At 65.6% G+C, this 14781-nt stretch carries 12 protein-coding genes, 1 pseudogene and 1 riboswitch; of the genes and pseudogenes, 4 read left to right on the plus strand and 9 right to left on the minus strand.

Going from position 1 to position 14781, the window contains the following annotated elements; all coding sequences use genetic code 11:
• Window positions 1-62: 62 nt before the first annotated feature.
• The 3 genes from DB708_RS18225 to pafA all read right to left on the minus strand — a co-directional run bounded on the left by DB708_RS18225 (window position 63) and on the right by pafA (window position 3486).
• Window positions 63-1034 (minus strand): helix-turn-helix transcriptional regulator, encoded by a 972-nt coding sequence (locus DB708_RS18225; protein ID WP_108924121.1) that lies wholly within the window; start codon window positions 1032-1034, stop codon window positions 63-65.
• Complete coding sequence (locus DB708_RS18230; protein WP_108924123.1) at window positions 1031-2029, minus strand: helix-turn-helix transcriptional regulator; 999 nt, start codon at window positions 2027-2029, stop codon at window positions 1031-1033. The genes DB708_RS18225 and DB708_RS18230 overlap by 4 nt, the downstream gene beginning before the upstream one ends.
• Window positions 2030-2127: 98 nt before the next feature.
• The gene (gene pafA, locus DB708_RS18235) at window positions 2128-3486 is read right to left on the minus strand and encodes a Pup--protein ligase (RefSeq protein WP_108924125.1); all 1359 of its coding nucleotides are present in this window, start codon (window positions 3484-3486) and stop codon (window positions 2128-2130) included.
• Between the two features lie 206 nt (window positions 3487-3692).
• On the opposite strand from pafA, the gene DB708_RS18240 reads away from it, so the two are divergent.
• Window positions 3693-4640, plus strand: a complete 948-nt coding sequence (locus tag DB708_RS18240; RefSeq protein WP_108924127.1) for a phosphodiesterase — start codon at window positions 3693-3695, stop codon at window positions 4638-4640.
• Between the two features lie 24 nt (window positions 4641-4664).
• On the opposite strand, the gene DB708_RS18245 is transcribed toward DB708_RS18240, so the two are convergent.
• The 5 genes from DB708_RS18245 to dop form a co-directional block, all read right to left on the minus strand.
• On the minus strand, window positions 4665-6176 hold the full coding sequence (locus DB708_RS18245) for a stealth family protein (protein ID WP_108924129.1): 1512 nt from the start codon (window positions 6174-6176) through the stop codon (window positions 4665-4667).
• A 78-nt stretch (window positions 6177-6254) separates the two neighbouring features.
• Window positions 6255-6428, minus strand: a riboswitch (M-box (ykoK) riboswitch).
• Between the two features lie 132 nt (window positions 6429-6560).
• Window positions 6561-7325 carry a proteasome subunit alpha gene (gene prcA / locus DB708_RS18250; RefSeq protein ID WP_108924131.1) on the minus strand — a complete coding sequence of 255 codons (765 nt, stop codon included), beginning with the start codon at window positions 7323-7325 and terminating at the stop codon, window positions 6561-6563.
• The gene (gene prcB / locus DB708_RS18255; protein ID WP_108924133.1) at window positions 7322-8203 is read right to left on the minus strand and encodes a proteasome subunit beta; all 882 of its coding nucleotides are present in this window, start codon (window positions 8201-8203) and stop codon (window positions 7322-7324) included. Before prcB ends, prcA begins: the two co-directional genes overlap by 4 nt.
• Window positions 8200-8394, minus strand: coding sequence for a ubiquitin-like protein Pup (locus tag DB708_RS18260; protein ID WP_066814536.1), 195 nt, complete (start codon window positions 8392-8394; stop codon window positions 8200-8202). Before DB708_RS18260 ends, prcB begins: the two co-directional genes overlap by 4 nt.
• A 102-nt stretch (window positions 8395-8496) precedes the next feature.
• Window positions 8497-10005: a pup deamidase/depupylase gene (dop, locus tag DB708_RS18265; RefSeq protein ID WP_165839857.1), complete on the minus strand. Its 1509-nt coding sequence runs from the start codon at window positions 10003-10005 to the stop codon at window positions 8497-8499.
• Window positions 10006-10234: 229 nt separating this feature from the next.
• On the opposite strand from dop, the pseudogene DB708_RS18270 reads away from it, so the two are divergent.
• Window positions 10235-11412 (plus strand): annotated as a pseudogene (locus DB708_RS18270) (hypothetical protein).
• Window positions 11413-11415: 3 nt separating this feature from the next.
• Window positions 11416-12030 (plus strand): hypothetical protein, encoded by a 615-nt coding sequence (locus DB708_RS18275; protein WP_108924137.1) that lies wholly within the window; start codon window positions 11416-11418, stop codon window positions 12028-12030.
• Window positions 12031-12049: 19 nt separating this feature from the next.
• Here the strand turns inward: DB708_RS18275 and arc are convergent, their stop codons facing one another.
• Window positions 12050-13879: a proteasome ATPase gene (gene arc / locus DB708_RS18280; RefSeq protein WP_108924405.1), complete on the minus strand. Its 1830-nt coding sequence runs from the start codon at window positions 13877-13879 to the stop codon at window positions 12050-12052.
• Window positions 13880-14189: 310 nt separating this feature from the next.
• On the opposite strand from arc, the gene DB708_RS18285 reads away from it, so the two are divergent.
• On the plus strand, window positions 14190-14781 hold a 592-nt coding region (locus tag DB708_RS18285; RefSeq protein ID WP_235616813.1), incomplete at its 3' end, for a hypothetical protein.

Raw genomic sequence — 14781 nt, forward strand, 5'->3', positions numbered from 1 at the left:
TCCAGACGTCCACCCGATGCTACCGCAGCACGGGCAACTGCCGGTGTGCCCGCGCCGTGCGATCAGGACGTCACTGCCTGGTAGGACTCCAAGGCCGCCGCCGCGGCATCCCGTATCCGCTGCGCGAGCGACTGGGGTTCAACCACCCGAACGTCCGGCCCGAATCCCAGCACCAGGCGTGTCATCCAGTCCTCCGAGGCGTAGGTCATGACCGCCTCACACGATCCGTCCGGCAACTCGCGTACGTCGCGCATCGGGTAGTACTCGAACATCCATGACGCCGAGGGCGCTACCCGCAGCCTGGCCGATGGCAGGGACGGATCGCCGTCGAACAGCGATGTGTCCGGGCGCGCCTGCAGCGCCGGCATGGGTGGGGCGGCCGGCTCGCCCAGCTCGCTGGCCTCGACGATCCGGTCGAATCGGAACAGCCGCACACCTTCGGCTTCACGGGACCAGGCCTCCAGGTAGCTGTGGCCGCCGATCAGCAACACCCGGATGGGGTCGACGGTTCGGCTGGTCAGCGTGTCGTGTGAGGCGGAGTAGTAGTCGATAGCCAGCGCGTGCTTGTACTGCACCGCCGTACGCACGGTAGCCGCGGCCCGGTTCTCGATCGGCGCCGGCTCGTCGATCGCCGTCACCGAACTCGTTGCGTCGTGTCCGACAGCGCCGGCCGCCGCGGCGATCTTGGCGATCGCGGTACGCGCCGCCTCCGGATCGACCACGCCCGGAATGTCGGCCAGCGCCCGCAGCGCGACGAGCAGACCGGTGGCCTCCGGAGAGGTGAGCTTGAGCGGCCGGTCGATGCCCGCCGAGAACGTCACCTCGATGGTGTCGCCGGAGAACTCGAAGTCGATCAGATCACCCGGGAAGTAGCCGGGCAGCCCACACATCCAAAGCTGGTTGAGGTCTTCTTCCAGCTGTTTGGCCGACACCCCCAGCTTGGCGGCGGCTTCCGCGCGGGTGATCCGCGGATTGGCCTGGAAATACGGCACCATGTTGAGCAGCCGAACCAGGCGGGTGGACACGGGGGTCACGCGGGCGCTCCCGCGTGGGCACGCAGCCGGGCCAGCACGTCGTCGCGCAGCGGTTGCGGCTCGAGTACGACGGCGTCGGCCCCGTATCCGGCGATTTCGCGGGCCAGCCGGTCGGTGGAGCTGATGTCGACTTCGAGTACTTCACCGTCGCGGCCACCCAATTGCCGGGCGCCGGTGGACCGTCCGGCGCGGCGCAACGCGGTGGCCCGCCCGTCGGCAACCCACACCTGGGCCCGCCCGCCGGTCGGCGTCTCGGCCACCGTCTGGGCGACGATCTTGCGCAGGTCGATGCCGTCGGGGACGGTGACGGCGCCGGACGGACCGATCGGCGCGACCTCGGCGCCGATGCGGGAGAGCCGGAAGGTGCGGGTGGCCTCGCGATCACGGTCGTGGCCGACGAGATACCAGCGGCCCTTCTCGGTGACCACACCCCACGGCTCGACGGTGCGCATGGTGTAGGGCTCGGCGCGTGACGGCCGATGCGGGAACTGGACGGCCTGCCGGGAATCGATGGCGGACAACAGGATTCCGAGCACCTCCTCGGACCCGCGCAGGCCCGGCACTCCCTCCGGGGAGGCGATCGCCACCGGGGTCCCGTCGTCGAAGGGGTCGACGTCGACGCCGGCGGCGCGCAGCTTCAGCAACGCGCCCTGGGTCGCGGTGATCAGCTCGGGCGACTCCCACAGCTGCGTGGCGACGGCGACCGCGGCCGCCTCATCCGCGGTCAGCTCGACCGCCGGCAGTGAGTATGCGTCGCGGTTGATCCGGTAGCCCTCGGTCGGGTCCAGCGCCGATACCCGGCCGACCTCGAGCGGGATGCCGAGGTCGCGCAGCTCGTTCTTGTCGCGTTCGAACATCCGGGAAAACGCCTCGAGGCTGGGGCTTTCCGAATAGCCAGCCACGCTGGACCGGATCTTTTCCGCGGTGATGTAGCCGCGGGTGGACAACAGGGCGATGACGAGATTGACCAGCCGTTCGACTTTCGAGGTCGCCATTTGCTCCAGATTAGATGGCCCGCATCGCGCGCGTGCACCGACTCGCCAGCGTCACTTTGGCCACATGAGCCACCTGATCAGCTGTAGACAGCCGATGGTCACATGCTGGCGATGAGCCGCTTGACCCGCTCATCGACCGCCCGGAAGGGGTCTTTGCACAGCACGGTCCGCTGCGCCTGGTCGTTGAGCTTCAGGTGGACCCAGTCGACGGTGAAGTCGCGGCCGGCCGCCTGAGCGGCGCTGATGAACTCGCCACGCAGCCTGGCACGGGTGGTCTGAGGCGGGTTGTCGACGGCCTCGGCGATGTCCTCATCGGTGGTGACGCGTGCCGCCAGACCCTTGCGCTGCAGCAGGTCGAAGACACCGCGACCGCGCTTGATGTCGTGATACGCCAGGTCCAGCTGGGCGATCTTCGGGTCGGACAGCTCCATGTTGTAACGGTCCTGATAGCGCTGGAACAGTTTGCGCTTGATCACCCAGTCGATCTCGGTGTCGACCTTGGCGAAGTCCTGGCTTTCGACGGCGTCGAGCTGCCGGCCCCACAGGTCGACGACCTGCTCGATCTGCGCGTTGGGCTCCCGGGTCTGCAGGTGCTCGACGGCGCGGCTGTAGTACTCGCGCTGGATGTCCAGCGCGCTGGCCTGACGCCCGCCGGCCAGGCGCACCGGCCGGCGGCCGGTGACGTCGTGGCTGACCTCGCGGATCGCGCGGATCGGGTTGTCCAGCGAGAAGTCGCGGAAGGGCACACCGGATTCGATCATCTCGAGCACCAGCGCGGCCGTGCCCACCTTGAGCATCGTGGTGGTCTCGCACATGTTCGAGTCGCCGACGATGACGTGCAACCGCCGGTATTTCTCGGCATCGGCGTGCGGCTCGTCGCGGGTGTTGATGATCGGGCGGCTGCGAGTGGTGGCCGACGAAACGCCTTCCCAGATGTGCTCGGCGCGCTGCGATAGGCAGAACGTCGCGGCCTTGGGTGTCTGCAGCACCTTGCCCGCCCCGCAGATCAGTTGGCGGGTGACCAGGAAGGGCAGCAGCACATCGGAAATCCGGGAGAACTCGCCGGCGCGCACGATCAGGTAGTTCTCGTGGCAGCCGTAGGAGTTGCCCGCAGAGTCGGTGTTGTTCTTGAACAGGTAGATGTCGCCGCCGATGCCTTCGTCGGCAAGTCGCTGCTCGGCGTCTACCAGCAGGTCTTCCAGCACCCATTCGCCGGCCCGGTCGTGGGTGACCAGCTGCACCAGGCTGTCGCACTCGGCGGTGGCGTACTCGGGGTGGCTGCCGACGTCGAGGTACAGGCGGGCGCCGTTACGCAAGAAGACGTTGGAGCTGCGGCCCCAGGACACCACCCGGCGGAAAAGGTAGCGGGCTACCTCGTCCGGCGACAGGCGGCGATGGCCGTGGAACGTGCAGGTGACACCGAACTCAGTCTCGATGCCCATGATTCGTCGCTGCACACAATTGAGGGTACTTGCTGTGTCGCCGCGGCGGTCAGCAAGCCGCCCGGCGAGTGGTGCTAATTGACTAACACACGGATTTAGCCGCCACGCTGGACGAGCCCCAACGAACGATCGTAATCCCGGATGCGAGTCCGACCGCCGTGTACAATTTGTGGTGCTCGTTACCGCGAGCCCAGTCGTTTTAGAAAGGCTTCGTCAGCCCTGTGGACAGATCCAGGGTCGCGGAATACCCGCGGCCGGACCACGTCATCGCACACATCAGCGACACCCACCTCATAGCCGGCGACGGCGACCTCTACGGCGACGTCGACGCGGAGGCTCGATTATCCGAGCTGCTTGAGCGGCTTGAGACTTCCCAAATACGCCCCGACGCAGTCATTTTCACCGGCGACCTGGCCGACAAGGGACAGCCCGGGGCTTACCACAAGCTGCGCTGCCTGGTTGAGCCGTTGGCCGATCGCCTTGGAGCTGAAGTCATCTGGGTGATGGGTAACCACGACAACCGAGCGGCACTGCGCGAGCATCTGTTGCGCGAGGCTCCGACGATGGCGCCGATGGACCGGGTGCACGATATCGCGGGTTTGCGGGTAATCGTCTTGGACACTTCGGTTCCCGGCTACCACCACGGGGAGATCGCGCCGGCGCAGTTGCAGTGGCTCACGGCGCAGCTGGCCGAACCCGCCCCCTTCGGCACCATCCTCGCGATGCACCACCCGCCGATTCCCTGCGTGCAGGACCTCTCCGTCATGGTAGAGCTGCGCGATCAAGGCCCACTTGCCACGGTCCTGCGTGGCACCGATGTGCGCAGCATCCTCGCCGGACACCTGCACTACTCGACCTCGGCGACCTTTGCCGGCATTCCTGTTTCGGTCGCCTCGGCCAGCTGCTATTCCCAGGACCTCCTGACGGCGGGGACCCGGGGTCGCGATAGTGCACAGGCATTCAATCTCGTGCACTGCTACCCAGAAACTGTGGTACACACCGTTATTCCGCTGACCACCGGTCCCACTGTGGGACGGTTCGTACGGCCGGCGGCCGTGAGCCGAGAACTCGCCGACGCCGGGGTGAGTATTCTTCCGGCCAGCCGGATACCGCGCATCGCACATCAGCTCGCGCGCACATGGCCAGCTGCCAGCCGACGCACGGACTAACGCACCTTCACTCGCCGCCGATTTTCAGTCGTCTTCGGCTCCTCGCTCCCACGGCGCGGGCACCGGGAAGTACCGGTCCAGAAACTCGCCGACAACATGCGCCCGCTCGCCCATGCTCACTTCCGGGAAGCTGCCATCGTTGAGGCAGAAGAAGTCGAACTTGCGCTTCCTCAGCAGCTGCGGCAATTTGGCCAGCCCCGACCGCATTGTGGTGTCGACGTAGAGCACCTTTGCGCACTCGTGCTGAACCGCACGGCCAGTCATCAATGCGTAGTAGTGGTACAGCGAATTGGTCACCGAGATGTCGGTGCTGGCGCGAAAGCGGCTCGCTTGAGTGCGCGCGAACTCCTGCGGAAACTCACGCTCGAGTTCCAGCAACACGCTCTTGCGCAGCGGGGCAGCGCTGTGCTCGAGGTGGCGCGTGATGACCTTCCCGAACTTGTCCCACAGCAACTGCCGGTTGACGCGCGCTGCGTTCTCGAAGCCGCTGCGCTCCGGATGGTTGGCGCCAAGTCCGATGCGTGTGCCCGCTTCGATGAACTTCGTGACGCCTCCCGGCGAGAAGAACATTGTGGGTGAAACGGGCCGGCCGAAGAACATGTCATCGTTCGAGTAGAGGAAATGCTCTGCCAGACCTGGGATGTGGTGCAGCTGGCTCTCGACCGCGTGGCTGTTGTACACCGGCAACGCCGATAGATCGGTGAAGTGATCCTCGGCGCGCACGATGGTGACCTTCGGGTGGGCAGCGAGCCACCCGGGAACCGGCGAATCCGTCGCGACGAAAATCCGTCGCACCCATGGTGCGAAGGCGTGCACCGAGCGCAGCGCGTACTTCAATTCGTCGATCTGACGGATGCGCGCATCGGCTTCATCGCCTTCGCCGACAACCTGCCCCGCCATCGCCGCCGCGCGCCGTGCGCAGAACTCCGGGTCGTTGCCGTCCACCCAGGAGAACACCATGTCGATGTCGAACGTCACGTCGCCGGCGTGGGGGGCGAACATCCCGTCGATCGTCCGCCACGTGCGGCCGAACATATCGACGGTGGTGTACGCGATGTCGGCGAGCACCAACACCTTGCGCGTGAGCGAATTCTCGATCGGACAAATCGCCTGCATCCCATCGAAGACCCAGAACTGCAGCTCGACCCCGGCAGATGCGCCGTAACGCAGCCCAAAACGCGAGCATTCCCGGTGGCGAAACACCCGCAGCAACCGCGGGTCCGGGTCTGCCGACAGCAGGCCATCACCCAGGTAAATCGAGCGGCGCCCGGTCCCGTCGAGGATCTTGGCGCGCAGCGGCACTTCAAGACATGCGGACATCAGAGTCTCGGCGACCCGGGCGCGCAACGCGATGTCCACGACAAGCGCCGGGCGGCCGTCCGCACCGCGGATCAGAACGAAAGGGATGCCCGCCATGTTCAGTTCGTCGCAGACGAACAACAGGTCGGCCAACATCGCCTCATACGGAGTCAGGCGCACCTCATCCGCCGAGCTGATTGAGCCCGCCCGGGGGGCGACATCGACCAATCTGGTCATGGGAACACCTGCCTTCCACAGTCAATACGGGTCACGACATGCACAAAGAGGGAACCCGCGAAGCGGAATAGCAGGCGATGCTGCCCCCACACGTTGAGCTTCGGCACTGAGCGACGTATCCCCGGGGAGCCGGGAAAGCCACTTGGGACCACCCCTTAAGCCGGGGAGATCTGTCCTGATCTTGGGCGTCTCTCGACGTCGTCAGATCAGTGGCCTGTGTTCGTTCAGGAGCCTCGCCTAACGAGGTGCCTCAGCAGGCTAGCTCCGTTTCAGGCTTCCGGCAACACGCTTTCGCGTGCGAAGACGCAGCCGAAGCGCGTGGTGCGGCTCAAGTCCCACGTCACGCCCGCCCCCACAGTCGCCTCGCGCTTAGCCGCGCGTCGGCTACTCGGACGGCTCTTCGGGCGCCGAGGTGCCCTTGTCAGGCGACTTGGAGACCGATTTGGGCAGTAGCACCTCGAGGGCGGATCCCGTCATCCGCCGGAACGCGCGCCGCGGCCGGTTGGCGTCCAGGATGGCGACCTCGAGATTGGCTACGTCCAGTGCAGGCTGGTCGCCGTTCGAGGAGTCGGCGCTGCCGGCCCGCAGCGCGTCGATCGCGATCCCCAAAGCTTCGCGCAGGTCGGCGTTTTCGGCGTACGACTCCTTGAGTGCGGTCGTGATCGGCTCTGTGGTTCCGCCCATCACCACGAAGTGCGGCTCGTCGGCGATGGACCCGTCGTAGGTGATCCGGTACAACTCAGGCGGTTTCGTCTCGCCGTAGTGCGCAACCTCGGCGACGCACAGCTCGACCTCGTAGGGCTTGGCTTGCTCGGTGAAGATGGTGCCGAGGGTCTGCGCGTAGACGTTGGCCAGCTGCCGGCCGGTGACATCGCGGCGGTCGTAGGCGTAGCCGCGGGTGTCGGCGAACTGAATGCCCCCACGGCGCAGATTGTCGAATTCGTTGAACTTGCCCGCGGCCGCAAAGCCGACACGGTCGTAGACTTCGCTGATCTTCTGCAGCGAGCGCGACGGATTCTCCGCGACGAAAAGCACGCCGCCGGAGTAGGCCAGCGCCACCACGCTGCGGCCCCGCGCGATGCCCTTGCGCGCGAGCTCGCTGCGCTCACGCATCGCCTGCTCAGGCGAGATGAAATACGGGAAGCTCACTTCTCACCGCCATCCGGACCGAAAGTGTCAGCGCGCGAGCGGCTTTCGATGACCTCCCGGGCCAGTTCGGCGATCCGGCTCTCGGGCACGTCGACTGCTCCTTCGGCACCGATGGTGACCGCCGTGGGGAAGATGCCGCGAACCAGATCCGGTCCCCCGGTGGCGGAATCGTCGTCGGCGGCGTCGTAGAGCGCTTCCACGGCGACTCGCACCGCGGAATCGGCGTCGGTGACTCGGGAATACAGCTTCTTGATCGAGGACTTGGCGAAGATCGACCCCGACCCCACCGACTGGTATCCCTCTTCCTCGATGTTCCAGCCACCCGCCGCGTCGAACGACACTATGCGCCCGGCGCTTTCGGGATCGGCCGCGTGGATGTCGTAGCCCGCCAGCAGCGGCAGGGCCACCAGCCCTTGCATCGCGGCGGCGAGGTTGCCGCGCACCATGATCGCGAGCCGGTTTACCTTGCCGGCGAAGGTGAGCGGTACGCCTTCCAGCTTCTCGTAGTGCTCAAGCTCCACGGCATAGAGGCGGGCGAATTCGACCGCGATCGCGGCCGTGCCGGCGATGCCGGTCGCGGTGTAGTCGTCGGTGATGTAGACCTTTTTGACGTCGCGGCCGGCGATCATGTTGCCCTGCGTGGAGCGCCGGTCACCGGCGATGAGCACACCGCCGGGATATTTCAGGGCGACGATCGTGGTGCCGTGCGGCAGATGCCCGGCGTCACCGCCGGATTGACCTCCACCGCCACCCAGCACTGCGGGTAGCAATTCCGGCGCCTGGCGGCGCAACAGGTCGGCGAACGAGGACGTGTTTACAGCAGAGAATCCGGGTAGTGACGAGTTAGTGGGCAGGCGATCGGGGAAAGACCAGGTCACTGTCCGCCCTTTTGGACGTACGCACGAACGAAGTCCTCCGCGTTTTCCTCAAGGACGTCGTCAATCTCGTCGAGCAAGTCGTCGGTCTCCTCGGTCAGTTTCTCGCGACGCTCTTGACCCGCGGCTGTGGTGCCAACGACGTCATCGTCGTCGCCGCCGCCTCCGCCACGCTTGGTCTGCTCCTGCGCCATCGCCGCCTCCTGCTTCGTCTGGGCTGTTCACCGGCCGCTTAAACATGCCCGCTGGTATCTCTACCCTACCGGTCGAACCCGACGTTCTTCGGTTAACAAGCCTCAGCTCGTCAGTTGTTCCACCAGTTCGACGGCACTGTCAACGGAGTCCAGCAAGGCCCCGACATGCGCCTTGCTGCCCCGCAGCGGCTCCAGCGTCGGAATGCGCACCAGCGAATCGCCACCGAGATCGAAAATCACCGAGTCCCAACTGGCTGCGGCGATGTCGGCCCCGAACCTGCGCAGGCACTCGCCGCGGAAATACGCGCGGGTGTCGGTCGGCGGATTGTCGACCGCCTCGATCACCTGGTGCTCGCTGACCAGACGCTTCATCGAGCCACGCGCCACCAGCCGGTTGTACAGGCCCTTGTCCAGCCGGACATCGGAATACTGCAGGTCGACAAGGTGCAGTCGGGGTGCCGACCAGGCTAGGTTCTCGCGCTGCCGGAAACCCTCGAACAGTCGCAGCTTGGCCGGCCAGTCCAGCAGCTCCGCGCATTCCATCGGGTCGCGCTCAAGCAGATCAAGCACGTGTGCCCAGGTTTCCACGACGTCGGCGGCCCGCGGATCGGGGTCGCGACCGTCGACCAGCTTGGCCACCCGGTCGAGGTACATCCGTTGCAGCGCAAGAGCAGTCAGTTCCCGGCCGTCCGCCATGGCCACCGCGACGCGCAGCGACGGGTCACGGCTGATCGCGTGGACCGCGTGCACTGGCCGGGCCAACGCCAGGTCGCTCAGGTCGATCCCGTGCTGCGGGCCTTCTTCGATCAGGTCCAGCACCAGCGCCGTGGTGCCCAGCTTCAGGTAGGTCGACGTCTCGGCGAGGTTAGCGTCGCCGATGATGACGTGTAGCCGGCGGTACCGGTCGGCGTCGGCGTGCGGTTCGTCGCGGGTGTTGATGATGCCGCGCTTCAGTGTCGTCTCCAGCCCGACCTCGACTTCGATGTAGTCGGAGCGCTGGGACAGCTGGAAGCCGGGCTCGTCACCCGAGGGGCCGATACCGACCCGGCCGGAGCCGGTGACGACCTGCCGGGACACTAAAAACGGGGTCAGACCGGCGATGATCGACGAAAACGGCGTCTGCCGGCTCATCAGGTAGTTCTCGTGCGATCCGTACGAGGCACCCTTGCCGTCGACGTTGTTCTTGTAAAGCTGCAGCTTGGCGGCTCCGGGCACGCTGGCGACGTGCCGCGCGGCGGCCTCCATCACCCGCTCGCCGGCTTTGTCCCAGATCACGGCGTCCAGCGGGTCGGTGCACTCGGGCGCGGAGTATTCGGGGTGCGCGTGGTCGACATAGAGCCGCGCCCCGTTGGTCAGGATCATGTTCGCGGCACCGACCTCGTCGGCGTCGACCACCGGCGGCGGCCCGGCCGAACGGCTCAGGTCGAAACCTCGGGCGTCGCGCAGCGGCGACTCCACCTCGTAATCCCAGCGGGTGCGCTTGGCGCGTTGGATGCCGGCGGCGGCCGCGTAGGCCAGCACCGCCTGAGTCGAAGTAAGGATCGGGTTGGCAGTTGGGTCGGACGGCGACGAAATGCCGTACTCGACCTCCGTCCCGATAATCCGTTGCATCCGTTCAGCGTAGGCCTGGCAACGACGTGCCCGGCGTTGGGGCAACCGCGCGGCCGATACGGGCCTGCCGCCGATCGTCGAAACATCTTCTGGCTGAAGATGCTTCAGGAGCAGACGGGCGCACCGCCCGACGGCCGTGGCGGCACCCGCCGAACGCGCCGCCGAACAAATCCTGACCTGCGTGAAAACGCCCAACACAGGGGTTGCTGCGCCACTAGGGTGACCCGGTGTGGACCTAACTTTGCGCCGCACACCGGGCAGCCAGAAGGCGGCGACAGCCGAGGCGGAACAGTGGTTCCTCGAGCGCGTTTGCCGTCCGTGCTGACCCGGCGGGGCCGATGGCGACGGCTCTGGCCGCGGTCCGCTCCGATGCTGGCCGCGTGGACGGGAGTCGAGGCCTGCCTGCTGGGCGTCTATTTCGTCAGCAACGGCCGCGAGGTCTTCATTGATGGGACACCGACCACCCGGCAATGGGTCATCCTCGCGTTGCTCGCGGCCGCTCTCCCGCTGGCCGCTCTGGTCGGCTGGCTGGTGTCGCGGGTATCGGACGGGCGCGCCCGCGCGACGATCGCGACCGCAGCGCTGGCGTTTGCGATCGTCTGCGGGTTCGTCGAAAGCGGCCCGATTCAACTGACCCGGGACGCCGCGATTCTGGGCCTGGTGCTGCTGCTGACCGGCTCGGGCGTCGGATCGGTGCTCGCCTGGGCGGTGCGCATGACGTTCGAACACCTTGCCACGGTCGGCACGCTGGCGATCAGGGCGCTGCCGATTGTGCTGCTGACCGCGTTGGTGTTCTTCAACACCTACGTCTGGCTGATGGCGGCAACTATTAACGGGAAGCGGATCTCGCTGGCCATATTCTTTCTGCTCGGCATCGCGGGGGCGTTCGTCGTGTCCAAGACCGTGGAACGAGTGAGGCCGCTGCTGAAGTCGACGGCGTCGCTGCCCGAGGGCAGCGACAGCCTTGCCAACACTCCCTTCGCGGCGATGCTTGACCCGTCGCCGGGCTCAGTGCTGAGAAAGTCGGAACGCCTCAATGTGGTTTTCCTGCTGGCTGCCTCGCAACTAGTCGAGATCCTGGTGGTGGCAATCGTCGGCGCCACGATGTATCTCATTCTCGGGCTGATCATTCTGACGCCGCAGCTGCTCAACGAATGGACCCACACCTACGTCAGCACCGCGACAGTCATGGGATGGATACTGCCCGTACCGGATTCGCTGATCCACATGTGCCTGTTCCTCGGCGCGTTGACGTTCATGTACATCAGCGCCCGCGCCGTCGACGACGCCGAGTACCGGGGCATGTTCCTCGATCCACTCATCGACGACTTGCATGTCTCGCTAGCTGCCCGCAACCGCTACCGAGGCGCCATCAACTGCGTCGCCACGACGACAGAAAGCGAGTAACAAGTGCCCGACCTATCTGGAAAGCGTTACGGCGAAGTACTTCTCGTTGAAGTCGGTGATTCCGGCCCACAGGCAACCGTCTACAACAGCTTTCCGCTCAACGATTGCCCGGCCAACCTGTGGTCAGCGCTCGACCCGCAGGCAATCGCAAAGGAACACGGCGCTGCCGCGGCGTTGCTCAATGGTCCGCGCTACTGGCTGATGAACAACATCGAAAAGCATGCCGAGGGCCCGCAGGAACGGATGACGTTCGGCGGGATCGAGATGATCAAGCAAGCCACCGTTGCGCTTTCGTCGATGAACCCCGCCCCGTACACCGTCAACGAAGTGACCCGCAATACGGTCTTCGTCTTCAACGCCGGCGAAGAGGTGTACGAACTCGTCGATCCCGAAGGCAAGCGCTGGGTCATGCAGACCTGGAGTCAGGTCGCAGACCCCAGCCTGTCCCGGGCCGACCTGGCCGGGCTGGCCGGGCTGGCCGGCCGGCTCACGCTGCCCGAGGGCTGGAGTTATCAGCCGCGCGTGCTCACCGAGACGTTGCGGGTGGACACGACGACTCGCCCCGCCCGCGTGACGCAGGACGATCTGACGAATAGCTACTCGTTCGAATTCGACTGAGCCGACTAGGGATTGATCCCTAGAGGTACTGGCCGAGGTTCGATTCGGTGTCGATGGCGCGCGACGCGCTGGACGACTTGCCGGTGACCAGGGTACGGATGTACACGATCCGCTCGCCCTTCTTGCCCGAGATCCGCGCCCAGTCGTCGGGGTTGGTGGTGTTGGGCAGGTCCTCGTTCTCGGCGAACTCGTCGACGATCGAGTCGAGCAGATGCTGAATACGCAAGCCCCGCTGGCCGGTCTCCAGCACCGACTTGATGGCGTTCTTCTTCGCCCGGTCGACGACGTTCTGGATCATCGCGCCGGAGTTGAAGTCCTTGAAGTACATGACTTCCTTGTCACCGTTGGCATAGGTGACCTCCAGGAACCGGTTGTCGTCGATCTCGGCGTACATCCGCTCGACGACCTTTTCGATCATCGCACCGATGCAGGCCGACCGGTCGCCGTCGAACTCGGCGAGATCGTCGGCATGCACCGGCAGCGATTCGACAAGGTATTTCGAGAAGATGTCTTGTGCCGCTTCGGCATCGGGTCGCTCGATCTTGATCTTGACGTCGAGGCGGCCGGGCCGCAGGATCGCGGGGTCGATCATGTCCTCGCGGTTGGAGGCGCCGATCACGATGACGTTCTCCAGCCCCTCCACGCCGTCGATCTCGCTCAGCAGCTGCGGGACCACCGTGGTCTCGACATCCGACGAAACACCCGTTCCGCGGGTGCGGAAGATCGAGTCCATCTCGTCGAAGAACACGATCACCGGTGTTCCCTCGGACGCCTTCTCACGGGCCCGCTGGAAGATCAGCCGGATGTGGCGCTCGGTCTCGCCGACAAACTTGTTCAGCAGCTCGGGGCCCTTGATGTTGAGGAAGTACGACTTGGCCTCGCGAGCGTCGTCGCCGCGCACCTCGGCCATCTTCTTGGCTAGCGAGTTGGCCACCGCCTTGGCGATCAGCGTCTTACCGCAGCCGGGCGGACCGTAGAGCAGCACGCCCTTGGGCGGACGCAGCGCGTACTCGCGGTACAGCTCCTTGTGCAGGAACGGCAGCTCCACGGCATCGCGGATCTGCTCGATCTGGCGAGTCAGGCCGCCGATGTCCTGGTAGCTGACATCGGGCACCTCTTCCAGGACCAGGTCCTCGACCTCGGCCTTGGGAATGCGCTCGAACGCGTAGCCGGCCTTGGTGTCGACCAGTAGAGAATCGCCAGGCCGCAACTTGCGCGGCCTGGTGTCATCGTTGAGTGCGTCGGGAACGCCGTCCGGCAGATCCTCCGCCACCAGTGGCTCCGCGAGCCAGACGATCCGCTCCTCGTCGGCGTGACCGACGACCAATGCTCGGTGCCCGTCGTTGAGCACCTCGCGCAACGTAGAGATCTCGCCGACCGATTCGTACGTCCCGGCTTCGACGACGGTCAGGGCTTCGTTGAGCCGAACCGTCTGGCCCTTGCGCAGGGACGGCACGTCGATGTTGGGCGAGCACGTCAGTCGCATCTTGCGACCCGAGGTGAACACGTCGACCGTTTCGTCCTCGTGGGTGGCAAGCAAAACGCCGTAGCCGCTCGGTGGCTGCCCCAGCCGGTCAACTTCCTCGCGGAGCGCCAACAACTGCTGTCGGGCCTCTTTAAGAGTTTCCATTAACTTCGAATTGCGGGAGGCAAGCGAGTCGATGCGGGCTTCGAGCTGATGCACGTCGCGCGAGGAGCGGGCGCCGCCCTGCGATCCGGCGGCCTGCTCGAGTTGATCGCGCAGCGCTGCTGCCTCGCGGCGTAACTGTTCCAACTCGGCAGCATCGCCGCTGGACATGTCAGTTTCGCGATCGATACCGAATGCTTCAGAACGCTCTGAGTCACCCATGTTGCGCTCCTTTCCCGCCCCGAATTGATGCGGTGGATTCTTTAACGCTACCGGCGATTGGCTGTTCATGCGTGAACTCAAAAGCCATCAAAAGTCGCGTCTTCACTCCCACTGGTAACCTCAGCGTCGATTTGGCACCACCGAGAGGACACCCCGTGACCGCAAAACCCCTCACCACAGGCACTACCGTGGTCGCGGTCATCAACGCAATGTTTCCAACTGTGACTTCTATTGCACCAGTTGGCCGGATCGCAGCAACCACCCCCCTCCAAGAATCAGGCCTCGCCGAATAGCCCGGCCGACCGCAGGGATGCACCGACACTTGTCCGTAGCACTGAGCGCCGCCACCGCCGTGGCGACGCTCGGGCTGACGGGATGCGCGCACAGCGAACCCAAGGTGCTGCCGTCGAGTAGTTCGGCAGCCGCGGAGCCCACATCCAGCCCGCTGATCGTCACGGCCCCCCCGACCGCCCCCGTCCCGGTGGCCGAGGCTCTGGTCGAAGTGCTTAACCGGCTTGTCGACCCGAACATTCCGGGCATCAACAAGGTGAACCTCGTTGAAGGCGCGACGCCGGAGAGCGCCGCCACGCTGGACAAACTCGTCAACGCGCTGCGTGACAATGGCTACTTGCCGATGACTTTCGTGGCGAACAACATCGCGTGGTCGGACAAGAATCCGTCCAACGTGGTGGCCACCGTCAGCGTCAACACTGCCAAGGGAGGCAACAGCAAGTTCACCTTCCCGATGGAGTTCGCCCCGCTGCAGGGCGGCTGGCAGCTGTCCCGGCGAACAGCCGAAATGCTTTTGGCTCTGGGTAACTCGGCGGCCTCGACGCCTCCGCCTCCGAGCCCGACGCTTCCCCTGCCCCCGCCGCCGGAACCCGTCCAGCCACCCGCGCCGC

Source organism: Mycobacterium montefiorense (genome assembly GCF_003112775.1).
GTDB lineage: Bacteria > Actinomycetota > Actinomycetes > Mycobacteriales > Mycobacteriaceae > Mycobacterium > Mycobacterium montefiorense.

Excerpts from the sequence above, each read along its gene's own strand:
- DB708_RS18230 (WP_108924123.1), bottom strand. The coding sequence starts at position 2,029 with ATGGCGACCTCGAAAGTCGAACGGCTGGTCAATCTCGTCATCGCCCTG.
- DB708_RS18245 (WP_108924129.1), bottom strand. The coding sequence starts at position 6,176 with ATGACCAGATTGGTCGATGTCGCCCCCCGGGCGGGCTCAATCAGCTCG.
- DB708_RS18260 (WP_066814536.1), bottom strand. The coding sequence starts at position 8,394 with ATGGCGCAGGAGCAGACCAAGCGTGGCGGAGGCGGCGGCGACGACGAT.
- dop (WP_165839857.1), bottom strand. The coding sequence starts at position 10,005 with ATGCAACGGATTATCGGGACGGAGGTCGAGTACGGCATTTCGTCGCCG.
- arc (WP_108924405.1), bottom strand. The coding sequence starts at position 13,879 with ATGGGTGACTCAGAGCGTTCTGAAGCATTCGGTATCGATCGCGAAACT.